This is a genomic window from Clostridioides sp. ES-S-0123-01 (genome assembly GCF_020658415.1).
In the GTDB taxonomy this organism is placed as follows: Bacteria; Bacillota; Clostridia; order Peptostreptococcales; family Peptostreptococcaceae; genus Clostridioides.
This window is the reverse complement of the sequence record NZ_JACVWD010000002.1, coordinates 546,157-562,895: the sequence shown is the minus strand read 5'-3', so window position 1 is coordinate 562,895 and position 16,739 is coordinate 546,157. Positions and strand designations below refer to the sequence as shown.

The following is a 16,739-nucleotide window of genomic DNA, read 5'->3' as shown; positions in this document are numbered from 1 at the left end:
TGCACAATAGAAAGAGGATGTCTCAAAATGAGCTTTTTGGTTCATGAGGCACTCTTTTTTTGTATGAAATCAAATATATTTTCATTATTTAAACAATGAAAAAGAGACTTATCCCTATTTTGAGACAGCCCCTTTTTAGAAGTTGTTTTTAATATAGTATTTTAAGCTTTACATGATTTGTATAGATTTGTATGCATAATTTTAAAGACAAATAAAATACTTATATCTTATGTAAAATTTATTTTAATATTAATTTTTTATTTTCTTAATATATCACTTTTAGTCAGTCCATTTGATTTACCTTGAGGAGTCCAATGATAATTAGACATAGATTTAAATAGAAATCTAGGAAAGTTAGGTGATATAAAAATATTATCTTTACTAGAAGTGTTACTATCTATGTTGTTACTAAGTATATTCTTTGATAGTTCTCCTAATGAAGTTCCTAAGCTTTTTTTGGGACCTTTACCTAAAGGAGTAGATTGTAATGAACCTAGCATTTCTCCTCCACCAATTCCTATCCCTTGAACCCATGTAAAGTTAACCCTTTTACACCAATTTTCTATCATTTGAATTGCTAAATGAGTTTGTTTCCCTTCATAGAATCCACAGTTAACTATTGCATATACTGGAATAGATTTTTTATTTAGTTTCTTCGCACATTCTTCACATTCCTCTAAAAAACGAATTAAATGAGAAGGAATGCCATCTACATAAAGAGGAAATGCAATTATTAACCTATCACAAGTAAGTATGGCTTCAATAGCTTTAGGATATTTAGATACATTGTCTATTTTAAATGTGAGAATGTCATTATCCTTTTGTATAAGTTTTTCTACTTCAGATAAAAAGTATTGTGAATTATTTTCTTTTACTTTTGGGCTTCCATTTATCATTACTATATTCATAAAGATTCACCTCTTACATCTTGTGGATTTTTAAAAAATGAAACAGAATGTTCCTTCATATTGAGATTTACAGCATTTGCACGTACTAGATTAGTAGCAGTGTCTTTTTCAGTATCTGTAATACAATCCCCATAGAATAAAGCCTTTAAATTTATCTGTTTTTCATATCTATTTTTATGATGCATTTCATTATTCTTTATTACAAAGTATGGAAGGAGATAGCTTATACTTCTATCAAGTATATTCTTAATAAATGGGCTAAAGCCACCATAACAACATCTACTAATTATAATAAATTCATCAGAATCAGCTATCAATTTACCCATATTTCTGTAATAGTCTTTTATGACACATGTAGTAGGTGTTTTAATCCAACAACCAAAACAACCAATACACTTGTGGATTTCTTCAGTGTTTGAAAGTATTTTTATATTGTCATCAAGTTTAGGTAATAAATTATCTAAATCTTTTTCAGTTAAATCATGTATTAAAAGTCTCATAAGTTTTACCCCTTTATATTATGTAGGTTGACTTTTGTAATTCTATCCTACAATTTTTTTAATAAATCATTACACCAATTAATTACAAAACTATAATAGTCAACGCCATAAATCATTGTGAAATACATACATGTGTATTGGTCAATACAACAATTTTGTTCTACCTCAGTTTTTTGTGCATCTAATTTATTTAAAAGTAATTCAATTTCAGCTATCAACATTTTTAAGTTTGTTTCAATTATTTCTTTAGGTAAGTACTCATAAAAAAATATGTTAACAAGGTGGTTATGCTTTGTCTTAGAAAATTTAATTGGTTTTTCTAACCACTCGAGAAAGTATGATTTCCCTATATCAGTTATGGAATATAGTTTTTTTAATTTGCCCCCATCTATAACTTCGCGATAGTAGATATAATCTTTTTCTTCTAATCTTTTAAGCGCAGGATAAATACTACCAAAACTAGCATCAAAAAAGTATGAAGTACTTTGTGACATCTTTTGTTTTAAATCATATCCACTTAATTCTTTTTCCATCAGAAATCCTAAAATAATGTATTCTAACATAGTGCCTCCTAATATCGTTTATGTATATATTGTTTAGTTATATATCGTTTTGATATATTGATTATTACAAATAATGGGTAGACTGTCAATATGTTTTTCAATTAAGTTTTAAACAGAAATACAGATTATCGCTTAAACACTAGGTTTATTATCAATATCTTAAGTTTTAAGAGTTGAATTTACCACTTACATAAGAACTTTGATATGATAATATGATTAAAAGCATATAAATTATTTGAATAGTGCACAAAACCGCAGATTGTATATAATTCACTAATTAGTGAATTATATACAATCTGCGGTTTTTATTCGCTGAATTTATAGCCAACACCCCAAACAGCCAATATATTGTGGATTGTCTGAGTCAGCCTCTATTTTTTTCTTAGTTTTGTACAAATGACGACGTTAGATTATTAACCTTTTATGGTATTGTCATAGCTCCAGATGCTTTCGTATAGCTGTTTTTTTGCAAATTTAACTACTTCCATCCAGTTATAACCTTCTAGTCAATTTCAAATTTTCTAGTCAGTCAATGATAAAGATAAACTGAAATTTGGGAACTCCATGTTATGCCCATAATAGATTTACTTGCTAGATAACAAAAATAATTTTTTTGTAGTGCTGGCATTCACTTTTATCGTTGCTTTCACTGGAAAAAGAACATTTCCGCTATTGATATAGGTGCTAACATTCAAAAATCCCATACCTTCAAATGCCGCCTTTAATAATGGCATTGACACTTTGTTTTTACAACTAATGTTTATGCCACGAAAAAGAGCAATATATTTTTCTAACTTAAAGAACCTCCATCTATTATAAATAATCTTTGATTCAACTTTCAATTTGCATTTACATCCAACGCTTAAATACTACAATTTCAGCATCAGAATCATAAACGCTATACTCAGATACCATGAGATATTTTTCATCAGCAATAATTCCATAATATCTGTCACTGTCTTTTTTGCTAAGCTGATTTCCAAAGTAAATTTTATTATCGTCCCAAAACTTTACAAGCTGCCCTTTTGGCAAGGTATATTCAATGTTAATGAAAGAGCCTTTCAGTGCATTAAGTTCTGTGACTTCTTCCATATCTTGTATATTAAGTGCATTAAATGCTGCAATCAAATTCTTTTTGAATTTGTATAGAGCATCTTTACCTTCTTTCAAACATAATGCAACCAAGCACTCTGAACCAAAAGGATGACCTTTCGTTTCAGCACATCCATTACAAGTGTTACTCAATTCGCATTTCCTACAATCAACTCCGCAAATAGACTTAGTCATTTTTAATTTTCCTCCTTAAATTTTATTTTATCGAGTACGTCTTATCTACTTAGTTTGGATTTTACAGTGGATAGGCGTACATCTTTTTCACAGGTCTAATGTACTTAAAATACTGGTCTGGGTTATAATAAAAGTACATGATTCTTCCAGGGGTAATATCAGGACAGTAACCCTTACCAATGTAATCAAAAGTTGCCATAGCCATTTCAATCTTTTCTTCAACACTACAATTTTCCTGTTCATAATTAAATGGACCATGTTCAAAGATGATATACTCGGCTTCAGGAATATCAATCATAAGCATTTGTGGCGGAAGTTCCCCTTTATAATCAAAAGGAAGTCGTACGCCCCAACACTCTGTACGGAGAATACCCCAATCGCAGAGCCTGCCATCTGGACTGTTTATATAAGCCATAATCTGACCACTTCCACAGTTAGCTTCGCTTCCACCATCATCATCCAATTTACCCTTGATGCTGTCGAGCAAACCACAAATTGTTTCGTGGTCCTGTCCTGGAATAAGGTTTTGTTTTCTCCAAAAATCCCAATACCCGTTACTCTCATTGTTTTTAATGTACAAAAATTTATGTGCAGGTATGGTTGCAAAATAAATCTTGACACCATCTGTTGATTTAATCATTCCTATTTCTCCTAATCCTAAAAAGTAGCGGTCAAAAGGGGTTATTTTTGTACGAAGAACGACTGGCTTAGGATTTTTTCGATATTCACTTGGTGTTACACCATAAGTTCTTTTGAAAGCTCTGGTAAAAGCTTCATGTGATGAAAATCCATAATCAAAAGCAATGTCCAATAGACTCTTATCACTGTCCCTAACCTCTTTTAATGCAAAGGCTAATTTTCTATTCCGCAAGTAATCTCTAAACTGCATACCCGATATTTCTTTGAATTTTTTCGTTGTATAAAATTCAGAATATCCCAATTTGCGAGAAAGAAAGCGTAACGTTAAGACTTCGCCGTTGTAATTTTTAATACATTTGTCAATCTCGTCAATGATTATCTGAATTTGTTGTTGCCACTCATACATTTAACTATTCACCTCGTTTCAATTACCCTACATTCATTATAACGAAATAGAGAAGTTATGGCTTGATTTTACTTGTTGTCATTTAATTTTAATTCTGTGGATTTGCATCTTGTCTAATTTACTATATTATGTCACATTGACATGACAGCTTAAAAGGAATTAAGAATTAGGAACTATTGACAAAGTGTAAATTTAGCAGTAAAATAATTGCATGAGCAAATAGATTGTTGCGCTCGCAACAAAAATATAAATAACAATATTAAGGAGAGAACATGAGAGAGCTATTAAAATGGGTTTCCATTATAAATAGATATAACGCAAACTATATTGATAGGAAATTGGCTGATATTGGAATTAATAATAGCCAATATTTTTATGTATTACACATATGTAGTAATCCAGGTATTACACAGGATACTATATTTAAAAGAATTCTTGTAAATCCTAGTAATATAACAAGAGCTTTGGCAAACCTAGAAAAAGAAGGGTTTATCACTAGAGAACCAAGTGTTAAAGATAAAAGAACATGGCATCTGTATCCTACAGAAAAATCTTTGGCATGTTATGATGAAATAATAAAAATAACGAATGGATATGTAGAGGAATTGTTAAGTTCATTTAAAAAAGAAGAGCAAGAGTTGTTCATGTCAATGTTAAAAAAGACTGCTTTTATAGCTATTGATATGAATGAAGAAGCAAAATTGGAGGCGAAGGAAGATGGAAGAAAAATATAAAGAACCATTGGAGTATGAGAAAGTTTCAAAATTATTGACTAAGTATGCAATACCTAGCATTATAGCAATGTTAGTAAGTGCGTTATATAACATAGTTGACCAAATTTTTATCGGGCAAGGTGTTGGAGTGTTAGGTAATGCTGCTACAAATGTTAGCTTTCCACTAACAACAATATGTACTGCAATTGCTTTATTATTAGGTATTGGTGGAGCATCTAAGTGCTCATTAGAATTAGGTGCTAAAAATTCAGAAAAAGCTACAAAATCAGCGGGAAATTCTATTTGTCTAATGGCTATCTTTGGAATAAGTTTGTTTATAATAGTATCAATATTTTTAACACCACTATTGAAATTCTTTGGTTCCACATCAGAAATATTACCTTATGCACACACATACACAAAGATTACATCAATTGGATTGCCATTTCTTATAATGTCTACTGGAATGAGTAAGTTGATACTTGCTGATGGAAAACCAAAAGCTTCTATGTTTTGTATGTTGGTAGGAGCAGTTATTAACACAATTTTAAATCCACTATTCATATTTGTGCTTGATATGGGAATTGCTGGGTCTGCTTTAGCTACTGTTATTGGTCAACTTATATCTTTTGGCTTTAGTGTTTATTATGTAATGAATTTTCAACATATTAAACTACATAAGAAAAGTTTTAAATTAGAGAGTATAATTTATAAACATATATTTGCGCTAGGTTCAAGTTCATGTTTTAACCAATTAGCAATGACTGTAACACAAATAGTTATGAATAATACGTTGGCATATTACGGAGCTAGGTCAGTTTATGGAAGTGAAATTCCACTTGCTTGTGTTGGTATCATTATTAAAGTAAATATGATTTTTATATCTATAATTATTGGTATATCACAAGGTATGCAACCAATTATAGGATACAATTATGGAGCTGAAAAATATAATCGTGTAAAAGAAGCATATAAGTTAGCAGTAGGAAGTGCAACTGTTATATCTGTTATTGCATTCTTATGCTTCCAATTCTTCCCACGACAAATTACATCTATATTTGGTAATGGGAATGAAACTTACTTTATATTTGCAGAACATTATTTTAGAACCTTCTTGTTCTTAACATTTATAAATGGTGTTCAAATAGTATCATCAACTTTTTTTACATCAATTGGGAAATCAGTACTGGGACTTTTTACTTCTTTGACTCGTCAGATTCTGTTCTTAATTCCATTAATAGTGATTTTACCAATGTTTATGGGTATTGATGGAGTAATGTATGCGGGGCCAATAGCGGATGCCGCTGCTGCAATGGTATGTATATATTTTGCAGTTCATGAAATGAAATCATTGACTATAAAGCAAAATAAAGTAGTGAGTAATCATAAGGAGATTGTAGAGGTATAAGATAATCTTCAATAGTTCTAACAGCATAGTAATCAAATTATTTTTTATGGTAAGTAAATTGTTTTTATTGAATTTACTTACCATATTTTAATTATAAATAGTTATTTATCTCCATTCAGTTACATCATTTAACTTTAATCGAGGTCTTTTTGCTGGTTTTTCATCAGGATAACCTAACGATATTGCTGCAACCAATTGACTATCTGTATCTAACCACTCACATAATTCACGATATGCAAAGTACACATCACAAATCCAAAGACTACCTAAACCTAATTCTACAGCTGTAAGAGACATATTTTGAATTGCAGCTCCAATTGATTGTATGTTTGCCATCTCATAAAAACGTTCTTCAGCAGATAAGTTTTCTAAAGGTGACTTTCCCAACTTGTTTAAAATAAAAATTGTTATGGGAGCTTGTTTCATAATTTCAACAGTATAATTTGCTCCTGCAATATGTTGACGACTTTCTGGAAGAAGTCCATTGTTATCAATTTCATTTTGAATACCTTTGCTCATAGCTCTAAGCATAGATTCTTTTTCTTTTTCAGTGACAACAATAAATTTCCATGGTTGTCTATTTTTAGATGAAGGTGCATCTATTCCAGCTTCAATTATTTTTTTTATAGTTTCATGTGAAATACTTTGATTTTTATATTTTCTAATGCTACGTCTTTTCGATATAGAATTGCTTATCATTGTAGTAACCTCCATTTATTTTTGTTGATATTTCCAATTAAGGTTTTTATTTTAAAGATTATATTAGTTTTAAAAATATATTTAGATAAAATCTGTTTATATAAAATATATTTACGTTATGTTTACAAAAAACATATTCACATATAGAAGAATTGTTTTAATTATTTTATCATTAATTTAGAAAAAAGTCATTGTCTTTAGAAGTAGAGCATGAGAATTCTGGTAAAAATAATACTGAAAATTTAATGTAGTTTTATCAAGGTATTAGTACTTGTATATTTACAACCTAGTGCAGAAAGCCCGCTCTTTTAGGTGTGGATGGATAGCATAGATAGTGTATAAAAATATTGACATTAAGAGATTAACATACTATAATTATTTAAACATAAACATAAACATAAACATAAACATAAACACAAAAATAAATACTTATGAGGTGATGTAATGAGATTTGATATGGATAATCTGTTATATATACTAATTTATATGACATTATTAGTATCTATCCTTGGATGCATAATTTACTTTTGTAAAGACCTCTTATATCATAAAATTAAATATGTTTTAAGGAAAAACATATTTATAAATAGATTTACATATTCTGAAAAAAGATTGCCTAAGCATTATATTGTTTTTCAAAAATATGATATTTGGAGGTATTATAGTATATTTTAATTTGAAATGATTCTATTACAGTTCAAGAATTTAAGATAAAAGGAGAGAATAGAATGGATTTCATTTCAAATATACTACAAGAGGTATTAAATATATTATTTAGTTTTACAGGAGATTTTGGGATTGCAATAGTACTTATAACTTTAATAGTAAAGTTGATGCTAATGCCATTGTCATTAAAACAAAGATTTTCTATGAAAAAACAACAAGAATTGGCAGAAAAGATGGAACATATAAAAGAAAAATATAAGGATAATGCTAAAGAACTTGAAAAGCAACTACAGATGCACTCTGTGGAAAGTATGAAGAGTATGATTGGGTGTTCCACAATTTTACTACAAATGCCAGTAATATATGCACTGTATCATGTATGCTTAAATATGCCAAAGGGATTTACGACAGTTATAATTCCTTGGATTGCTAATTTAAATACAGCTGATAATTTATTTATACTACCTTGTATATACACATTAACTATGCTAGCTCCAAATTTAATAAATTATATACCATATTTTAAGGTGAGTTCTCAAAGAACATTTAACAAACAAACGATTATAATGACTACTATAACGAGTCTTATAATAACTGTTAGAACTCCAGTAGCCCTAGGTCTATATTTTATAACAAGTGCAATTTATGCATTAATTGAAGAGATTTGCTTTAGAATATATTTTAATCGAAAAAATAAACTAGTATTAAAATAATATAATAAGTATTTTAGAAATTCTTAGCCTGCCAACATGAATCAAAGTTGGCAGGCTATTTTTATAAATTGGTAGGTTATTTTTATAAACATATTATTTTCTAAAAAAATAGTTACAAAATAAATAAATTAATATAAACTAAAATAAAGTTAAAAAACTGAGGTGATAAAATAATAATGGCTAAAATATTAGTAGTAGAAGATGAAAAAAGAATGAAAGATATTATTGTAGAATATATGCAAAAAGGAGGATATACTTGCATAACTGCTGATGATGGAGTAGAAGCACTTACAATACTAAAGAATAATGATATAGATTTAATGATATTGGATATTATGATGCCATATTTAGATGGATTCTCAGTATGTAGAGTTTCACGTGAAATGACTAATATACCTATTATTATGTTGACAGCTAAAGGTGAAGAAGAAGATAAATTAAAAGGCTATGAGTATGGAGCTGATGATTATGTAACAAAGCCGTTTAGCCCAAAGTTGTTATTAGCAAAAGTGACAGCCTTACTTCGTAGATATACTGTTGACATTCCAAAAAGTTCATTAAGTGTAGGGAAGATATTTATTATATTGAAGTCAAGGCAAGTATATGTAGAAGATAAACTTATTGATTTAACATATAAGGAATTTGAATTATTACGTTTATTTGTGGAAAATCCCAATCAAGTTTTTTCCAGAGATAAACTATTGAATTGTATATGGGGATATGATTTTGAAGGAAATACACGAACTGTAGATACACACATAAAAACTCTGCGTAAAAAACTTGGTAATGAAGGTCATCATATAGTTACATTAATTCGTTCAGGATATAAGTTCGAGGTTAAATAATGGATAATCTAAGAATGTTTATAAATAAATTAAAGAATGTAAATATGTCAAGTTGGATTAAGAAAAATTTTGGATTATACTCGGTGAGAAAGAAAGTATTTTTTCTCTCTAAATTAGCAGGAGCGATTATTATATTGTTTTATCTTATTGTTGAAGAGCTTCCAATAAATAGTAAGATTGGATTTTGTATTTGGTTTATAATAATGATTATATTTATTTTAGGTATTGATTTTCTATTGGGAAGGTTTATTTCAGAACCGATTACCTCTATAAATAAATCTGCAAAGAGTATGTCACAACTAGATTTTTCTAATCCATGTACTGTTAATACGAATGATGAATTTGGAGAGCTTTCTAGGAGTCTAAATACAATGTCCACAAATTTACAACAGGCTTTAGTAGAACTAGAAGATGCAAATATCCAACTTGAAAAAGATGTAAATAAGGAAAGAATGTTATTAGAGCAAAGAAAGGAATTAGTGGACACAATTTCACATGAAATGAAAACACCACTTGGTATTATTCGTGCCTATACAGAGGCTCTTATGGATGAAGCTGATGAAGAAAAGAAGAAGCTTTATATGAATATCATTATAGAAGAAACTGGCAGAATGAACAATATGATTGTATCTTTATTGGATTTATCTGCTTTAGAAGCAGGAGTATCTAAACTTAATCCAGAGCGTTTTGATTTTATAGAATTTGTTGAAACTGTAGCAGGGCGTATATTAATTGATGTTCCAGATATTGATTTTTATTTTACTTATGAGTTGCCAGAAAATAAAGTTTTTGTTGTTGTAGATAAAATGAGAATGGAGCAAGTAGTAGAAAATTTAATTATCAATGCAAAGAAGCATGTCAAGTATAATGGCAATTTAGACTTATCTGTTACATGCTGTAATGGTTTACTTGTTTTTAAGATTTATAATGATGGGAAAACTATAGCGTTGGATGAGATTCCAAAGATTTGGTCTAAATTTTATAGTAGTACTGAATCTCAAAGAAAAGGGGGTTCTGGTTTAGGGCTTGCTATTGTTTCACAAATACTTACAATGCAAGGTTTAAAATATGGAGTTAAAAATTGTGATAAGGGGGTAGAGTTTTACTTTATGATTCCAATTGATGATAAGTGAGGAGTGGATTATAAATCATAAAAGATGAAAGATGAAAGATGAAAATGGTTTATAAAAATGACAACTAAAAAAGTTAATAAAAATGCTGATAAAAAGTACTTAATAAAAAGGGGCTGTCTCAAAATAAAGATAAGCCTCTTTTTTATTATTTCACTTCGATTTCACAAGATAGACACTTTGATTTCACTGGATAACAATAAAATAAGTTAAAGAAATAAATAAAACATAACAACTAGGTAAAACCACTAAGTAAAACAGGAGGGAGGGGTATTTGTGAAATGGTATACATGGTTAATCATTGTATTAATAGTTTTAGTTTCTATTCCATTTAAAGTTAAATTCATAAAATGGTGGGATAGACGACAAAAAGAAAAAAATGACAAGGAGGATTATGATGTATGATAAAAGTCAAAGAATTGACATTCTCTTATGGAAAAGATAAGCAGATATTACATGGGCTTAATTTTGCTGTAAAAGAAGGGGAGATATTTGGATTTCTTGGACCTAATGGTTCAGGAAAATCCACAACACAAAAAATTTTGAATGGAGTTTTAAAAGGGTATGGTGGTCAAGTATCGCTTTTTGGAAAAGAAGTTGAAGCATATACAGAATCTTTATATCAAAAAATTGGTGTCCTATTTGAGTTCCCCTATTTATATACAAATTTAAGTGCAATTGACAATCTTGAATATTTTTCATCATTTTATCCTAAGAGACAAAGAAGAGATATAGGTGAACTTTTAGATTTGTTAGAGTTTAAGAAAGAGTTTATAAACAAGCCTGTATCATCTTATTCAAAAGGAATGAAACAACGTATCAGTATGGCAAGGGCATTGATAAGTAATCCAAGATTGTTATTTTTAGACGAACCTACTAGTGGGCTTGACCCATCTGGAGCTGTATTGTTTCGTAAAATTATTGAAGAGGAACGAAAAAAAGGAACGACTATATTTTTAACTACTCATAATATGTTGGATGCTGATTTAATGTGTAATAGAGTTGCTTTCATTGCAGATGGTAAAATTATGGCAATAGATAGCCCTAAAAATTTAAAGGTGAAAAACAGTAATAATAAGGTTGAAGTTGAGTTTATATATCATGGGAAACGAGAGATTAAGAGTTTAAATATAGATGAATTAGAATCTGGTATAACTTTTGAATATGATGAAATAGTGAGTATGCATTCAAAAGAACCTACTTTAGAAGAAATTTTTATTAAATATACAGGAAGGATGTTATATTGATGTATTCTAAATTTTTTACCTTAATTAAAAAAGATTTTTGGATGATTATTTATGGCAAATTCTTTATATTGGCATTTTCATCTCTTATACTTTATTCATGCTATATTAATTTTGGTTATATAAAATTTATGGAGGAAGATTCATATCACAATAGTGTTTATATGTACAAAGCAAAAAGTGTAAGTGTGAATGAATCTTCACTAATTTATCCTGTTTCTTCTATTGATGATTTAAAATCAAAGTTATCTAAAGATACAAATGCAGTTGGGATTGATGCTAGTGAGAATAGACCAAAGGTAATTTTGCATGAAAGTCTTGAAAAAGTTGATAATTATAGGGCTGATTATGCATTGTACTTGTTACTATCAGAAAAAGATAATGATACAAAAATATTAGGAAAAGATGAAGTAATTCAAATAAATGATAAAGATACATCTGAGATGAAACTTCGAAAAGAAATGACTTGTGAGATTTTGTTCTTTGAAATTGTAGCAATTGGATTTTTAGGTATTGCTTCATTACTGTTTAAAGAAAAGCAAATGGGTGTAATGTATATCACAGGTATTTTGCCTGTAAAAAGAAGTCTTTTTATATTATCAAAAGTATCTATATTTTTGATATGTGACCTATGTTTTACAGTGCTTTTGTTAATAATTAATATTGGATTTTTTGAAGGAATAAAAATACTTCCTCAGATACTAGTTCAAACTGGAATTTTATCTATTATTATGTCTTTAATTGGATTTGGATGTTCAATGTTACTAAAGGATTTTAAACAATTTTCTCTTGCATATCTTTTAGTTGCTGTATTTATAACTACACCTGTGTTTTTATCTTCAAATACATCTTTTGAAATAAGTTGGATTAAATATCACCCTTTTTATCATGTTTACAATGAGTTAAAAAATGCTTTTTTTATAAGTTTCTCAAGTGAAATTAGTTATTTTATTGCATGTTCTTTGACAATAATAGTTCTTTTTTTACTTGTTAAATATGGTTTTGATAAAGAATTGATTAGGGAGGGATAGTGTTGATAGGATTACGTTATCAGTTGAAAAGTATAAGAAAAGATAAAATGTGCATAATTTCCTTCTTTTTACCAATTGTTATGGCTGTTTTAATAAATCTTGTTGGAACTATTGATATATCTTCAATAGGAGAGTTGCAATTTGGTACAATAAAAGACAACCTTTCTACACAAACAGAGCAATGGCTAAGTAGATATGGGTCAGTGAAACAATATCAAACTGAGAGCCATTTAATAAGTGAAGTTAAAAATATTAAAACAAATACAATAGGAGTTGTTAGTAATGGTAAGGGAATTCAAACCATAGTTTATGGAAATGAGATTAATGCTATAAAAAATGTAGCAAAGAGGTTACCTAGAATTTTTAGATTAAAAGGAAATTTAAAAAATACTGAGGTTACAATATTACCTAAAGACAATGTGCTAGAAGAATTTCAAAATATTTTTATTGCTATGATTCTAATTACAGCTATGTTTATGGGATGTACTTTTAATGCAATGAATATCATATCTGAAAAAGAAGATGGAATTTCATTTATCAATGAAATCTTACCACAAACTAGGAGTCAATATATTATTCAGAAAATATTTATAGGGTTTCTATGTGGATGTCTATCTTCAATTGTAACTGTATTTATATGTCTAAGGATTTCAATATTAGATATGGTAATGATGTTGTTACTTATCATATTTTCTACATTTATATCCTCACTAATAGGTTTATTTATTGGTAAATTATCAGAAGGTCTTATGATAGGGATTATTTATATTAAGTTAATAATGATTTTATTTATAGGAGCTCCATTACTAGTGTACCTTTTAGGGTTTGATATTAGAGGAATAGGAAATTTATGTTATATAATGCCATCAATAGCAACATTTAAAGGAATTATGGAAATTATTGATGGAAATATTAATGTTATAAAAGAGGCTGTAGTTTTAGCTGTACATTGTATTGCATGGTTTTTGCTGTATATGACTTTGGATAAAAGAAGAAGTCTATTTTTCAGTAGATAATTAAATACAATTGATTGATATACTTATATTATGTGTTTATTATATGATTAAGGTAAGTAAAGTAGATGATTTGATTATAAAGAGTTATGATAGATGAAAGTATCTTATTAAAATGATTTTTCATAATGATACTATTCAAAAATTTCACGATTTCAATAATTAAGGTTATTCAATAATTAAGAATATTATATAAAGGAGTAATGTATTATGAAAATGCCCAATAAGATTGAAAATATTATGTTTGCTCCCTGTGGGATGAACTGTAAAGTCTGTTATAAACATTGTTATTCAAAGAAACCTTGTCAGGGATGTTATGCAGGTGACTTGGGGAAACCAGAACATTGCAGAAAGTGTACTATAAAAGAGTGTACAAAGATAGAAAAAATTAAATACTGTTTTGAGTGTGAAAAATTTCCATGCAAATTGGTCAAAAATTTGGAAAAAAGTTACAATAAAAGATACGAAGAGAGCCTTATAAAAAATAGTATTTTAGCTAAAGAGTCTGGAATAACTACTTTGATGGAAGAGGAATCAAAAAAATGGACTTGTATTTATTGTGGTGGCATTATTTCTTTACATGACTCTGAATGTTCTGAGTGTCATGCTAAAAATGAATCAAAATAATAATAACCTTATTGGCATATAGCTTTTCTCCGTTTCATTTAATTCTTGATGAAAATGAAGATGTAAATGAAACGGAGGTCTATAAAATTTGAACTAGGTTAATTAAAACTATCGTAGTGATTAAAACTATCTTAGTGTATTATGTATAAAAATCAAAATAGAACAATTAAAATTTCTCTAGTATATTACTTAGCTTATTTAGTGTATTACTTAATTTTTTTTAGTATATTATTTAGTTTCTTTAGCATATTATTTAATTTCTTTTGATTTAAAGATGCCTTGCTTATAAAATTGTCCTGAATAAGGAATAGATAAAGCAAAAAATGCAATTATTACACCTGAAACAATAATCAAGAAATTAATAGATACTATATCAGCGAGTGGTCCAAAGAGTATCATCCCAAGAGGTATAAGACCAGTATATATAATAGTAGGTAAGCCCAATACACGACCTTGCATTTCTGGTACTACATGTTCTTGCAACATGGTCATAGCTGTTGCTTGAATAATTGGGATTGAAAAACTGGTAAAAAACATTAATATGAAAAATTGCCAAGCTTGTGTAACAGACCCCAAAATAATAGAAAAGATAGCATAAGATAACATTGCCAAGAAAAATGTCTTATTTCGATTTTTAAAGCCACCAAATATTCCTATAACTAATCCACCTAGAACCATACCTGAAAAGCCAATCATTTCAATAATAGATAGATAAATATACCCCTTATCAAATGTACGCTCAATCAATAATCCTATAAGAAAGCCTGATGGTACACAAAGAAAAATGAAAGCGCCATAAGTAAAAACTACTTTTCTAATAAATTTATCCGAAAAAGAGTATTTTATTCCAGATATCATGTCTGTTAAAAATGATACTTTTTCAGTTTGTTTTATTATATTATGTTTAGGTATTTTAATGAAGCAGAGTAATACAATAGCAATAATTGCAGTAATAATATCAATTAAAAGTACTTGAGATATTTTATTTCCTAGACCAAGAATTGCTGCGGATACAATAGGAACTATAAATTGTACTATAGATTGAATACTGCCATTTATACCATTAAAACGCATTAAGTGTTCCTCTGGCACAAGTTGAGGAATCAGTGCATTTACAGCAGGTGTCTGTACACCACTTCCTAAAGAACGAATAATAGATACAACAGCAATTGCGATTAATTCATTTTCTCCTTTAATTCCTGACATCATAAGCATAAGTAGTATTAGTGTAGAAGCAGCGATTATAGCATCAGATACAATGATGAGTATTTTTCGATTATAGTAATCTGCCCATACACCTGCAAAAAAAGATATTAGCATTTGTGGTATGAAGGAGCATACAGTTAAGATTGTTACCCATATGCCTGATGACGTTTGAAGTGTGATATACCATATCATTGCCATCTGTACAAGTGATGAACCAAATAGGGAAATATATTGGCTCACTAAAAAGGTAAGGATTTTTTGCTTCCATGTAAAATGAGTATTTTTGTTTTCCATTCTATTCCTCCTTTGATTTGTGTGTTTAATTTTTCTTGCTCTTAAGAATAACACACAAATCAAAGTATGGAGTTAGAGTGGAGGGTTAAGAAAATTGTTCTTTCATGCTTTGAAGATGAGATTTCATTGTTTTTGCGTTGTATTCCGCCTCTTTCAATGAGGTTATCAATTTGTCACATACTGAGATAATTTCATCATCGTCTTTTGGAGTGTCAATAACAGTTTTAATATTAGCATTGGGATTACAAGACAAAGCATTTAACATTCTTAAAATAGCTGAAAGAGAATAGTTTGCAGAGCGTAACGAATTAATAATTTTAAGGCGCTTTATATCTTCATCAGTATATACACGATAACCATTTTGCTTTCTTTTTACTTTTAACAACCCGTTCATTTCCCAATTTCTTAAAGTATCTATTGTAACCTTTAAGTATTCTGAGGTTTCTTTTCTAGTTAAAAATAACTTGTCTGTCTCTTGTGTGTTTCCATTTAAAATTTCTTTAACAATATTGATTGCTTCCTCAGCATTTGATTTTTCTATTTCTAATTGTTGTAAGTAGTGACTAACAAGAGAAATAGCTTTGTCAAAATCTTTATTTGCTGATGTTCTGACAATCTCAATTGCATTTTTTCTCAATCCTCTTTGTGTAACTTCAATTTTTAAGGCTGTACGAGCAAATTTAAATTGCTCTATATGAAAATCGTTAAAAATACGATAGCCATTAGGATTACGCTTAGGTTTAGGTATTAGTTCAAGTTCTTCATATAAACGTACTGTATTAGGATGTATACCAATTAAATCTGCTATTTCTGATGTTGTGTAGGTATTCATTTATATTCAACTCCT

At 28.8% G+C, this 16,739-nt stretch carries 19 protein-coding genes; 10 read left to right on the top strand and 9 right to left on the bottom strand.

Features of this window, described 5'->3' with window-relative positions; all coding sequences use genetic code 11:
- Positions 1-257: 257 nt before the first annotated feature.
- The 6 genes from IC175_RS06025 to IC175_RS06000 all read right to left on the bottom strand — a co-directional run bounded on the left by IC175_RS06025 (position 258) and on the right by IC175_RS06000 (position 4,303).
- On the bottom strand, positions 258-908 hold the full coding sequence (locus IC175_RS06025) for an NAD(P)H-dependent oxidoreductase (protein ID WP_227433740.1): 651 nt from the start codon (positions 906-908) through the stop codon (positions 258-260).
- Positions 905-1,408, bottom strand: coding sequence for a flavodoxin family protein (locus tag IC175_RS06020; RefSeq protein WP_227824461.1), 504 nt, complete (start codon positions 1,406-1,408; stop codon positions 905-907). Before IC175_RS06020 ends, IC175_RS06025 begins: the two co-directional genes overlap by 4 nt.
- Positions 1,409-1,455: 47 nt before the next feature.
- A complete protein-coding gene (locus IC175_RS06015; protein ID WP_227433742.1) occupies positions 1,456-1,971 on the bottom strand; it encodes a helix-turn-helix transcriptional regulator in 516 nt (171 codons plus the stop codon).
- Positions 1,972-2,555: 584 nt separating this feature from the next.
- Positions 2,556-2,813 carry a DUF1697 domain-containing protein gene (locus tag IC175_RS06010; RefSeq protein ID WP_227433743.1) on the bottom strand — a complete coding sequence of 86 codons (258 nt, stop codon included), beginning with the start codon at positions 2,811-2,813 and terminating at the stop codon, positions 2,556-2,558.
- A gap of 7 nt (positions 2,814-2,820) precedes the next feature.
- Entirely contained in the window at positions 2,821-3,258 is a 438-nt protein-coding gene (locus IC175_RS06005) for a DUF3795 domain-containing protein (RefSeq protein WP_227433744.1), read from the bottom strand.
- Positions 3,259-3,319: 61 nt separating this feature from the next.
- Positions 3,320-4,303: a helix-turn-helix transcriptional regulator gene (locus IC175_RS06000; protein ID WP_227433745.1), complete on the bottom strand. Its 984-nt coding sequence runs from the start codon at positions 4,301-4,303 to the stop codon at positions 3,320-3,322.
- Positions 4,304-4,575: 272 nt separating this feature from the next.
- On the opposite strand from IC175_RS06000, the gene IC175_RS05995 reads away from it, so the two are divergent.
- Positions 4,576-5,037, top strand: coding sequence for a MarR family winged helix-turn-helix transcriptional regulator (locus IC175_RS05995; RefSeq protein WP_227433746.1), 462 nt, complete (start codon positions 4,576-4,578; stop codon positions 5,035-5,037).
- The gene (locus IC175_RS05990) at positions 5,021-6,424 is read left to right on the top strand and encodes an MATE family efflux transporter (RefSeq protein ID WP_227481893.1); all 1,404 of its coding nucleotides are present in this window, start codon (positions 5,021-5,023) and stop codon (positions 6,422-6,424) included. The genes IC175_RS05995 and IC175_RS05990 overlap by 17 nt, the downstream gene beginning before the upstream one ends.
- 105 nt (positions 6,425-6,529) lie before the next feature.
- Here IC175_RS05990 and IC175_RS05985 read toward each other — a convergent pair whose 3' ends face one another.
- Positions 6,530-7,123: a nitroreductase family protein gene (locus IC175_RS05985; protein WP_227851282.1), complete on the bottom strand. Its 594-nt coding sequence runs from the start codon at positions 7,121-7,123 to the stop codon at positions 6,530-6,532.
- A 728-nt stretch (positions 7,124-7,851) separates the two neighbouring features.
- Between IC175_RS05985 and IC175_RS05980 the strand changes: the two genes are divergently transcribed.
- The 8 genes from IC175_RS05980 to IC175_RS05950 all read left to right on the top strand — a co-directional run bounded on the left by IC175_RS05980 (position 7,852) and on the right by IC175_RS05950 (position 14,392).
- Positions 7,852-8,502, top strand: a complete 651-nt coding sequence (locus IC175_RS05980) for a membrane protein insertase YidC (protein WP_227851281.1) — start codon at positions 7,852-7,854, stop codon at positions 8,500-8,502.
- 176 nt (positions 8,503-8,678) lie between these two features.
- Positions 8,679-9,347, top strand: coding sequence for a response regulator transcription factor (locus tag IC175_RS05975; protein ID WP_227851280.1), 669 nt, complete (start codon positions 8,679-8,681; stop codon positions 9,345-9,347).
- Positions 9,347-10,480, top strand: coding sequence for a sensor histidine kinase (locus IC175_RS05970; protein WP_227851279.1), 1,134 nt, complete (start codon positions 9,347-9,349; stop codon positions 10,478-10,480). The genes IC175_RS05975 and IC175_RS05970 overlap by 1 nt, the downstream gene beginning before the upstream one ends.
- Before the next feature lie 273 nt (positions 10,481-10,753).
- Positions 10,754-10,882 (top strand): hypothetical protein, encoded by a 129-nt coding sequence (locus IC175_RS19400; protein WP_255615811.1) that lies wholly within the window; start codon positions 10,754-10,756, stop codon positions 10,880-10,882.
- Positions 10,879-11,724 carry an ATP-binding cassette domain-containing protein gene (locus IC175_RS05965; protein WP_227824457.1) on the top strand — a complete coding sequence of 282 codons (846 nt, stop codon included), beginning with the start codon at positions 10,879-10,881 and terminating at the stop codon, positions 11,722-11,724. The genes IC175_RS19400 and IC175_RS05965 overlap by 4 nt, the downstream gene beginning before the upstream one ends.
- Positions 11,724-12,752: an ABC transporter permease gene (locus IC175_RS05960; RefSeq protein ID WP_227851278.1), complete on the top strand. Its 1,029-nt coding sequence runs from the start codon at positions 11,724-11,726 to the stop codon at positions 12,750-12,752. Before IC175_RS05965 ends, IC175_RS05960 begins: the two co-directional genes overlap by 1 nt.
- A gap of 2 nt (positions 12,753-12,754) precedes the next feature.
- A complete protein-coding gene (locus IC175_RS05955) occupies positions 12,755-13,768 on the top strand; it encodes an ABC transporter permease (RefSeq protein WP_227851277.1) in 1,014 nt (337 codons plus the stop codon).
- Positions 13,769-13,975: 207 nt separating this feature from the next.
- Positions 13,976-14,392: a DUF3795 domain-containing protein gene (locus IC175_RS05950; RefSeq protein WP_227824454.1), complete on the top strand. Its 417-nt coding sequence runs from the start codon at positions 13,976-13,978 to the stop codon at positions 14,390-14,392.
- A 249-nt stretch (positions 14,393-14,641) separates the two neighbouring features.
- On the opposite strand, the gene IC175_RS05945 is transcribed toward IC175_RS05950, so the two are convergent.
- Complete coding sequence (locus IC175_RS05945; RefSeq protein WP_227851276.1) at positions 14,642-15,892, bottom strand: MFS transporter; 1,251 nt, start codon at positions 15,890-15,892, stop codon at positions 14,642-14,644.
- Between the two features lie 85 nt (positions 15,893-15,977).
- On the bottom strand, positions 15,978-16,724 hold the full coding sequence (locus IC175_RS05940) for a MerR family transcriptional regulator (RefSeq protein WP_227433751.1): 747 nt from the start codon (positions 16,722-16,724) through the stop codon (positions 15,978-15,980).
- Positions 16,725-16,739 lie beyond the last annotated feature (15 nt).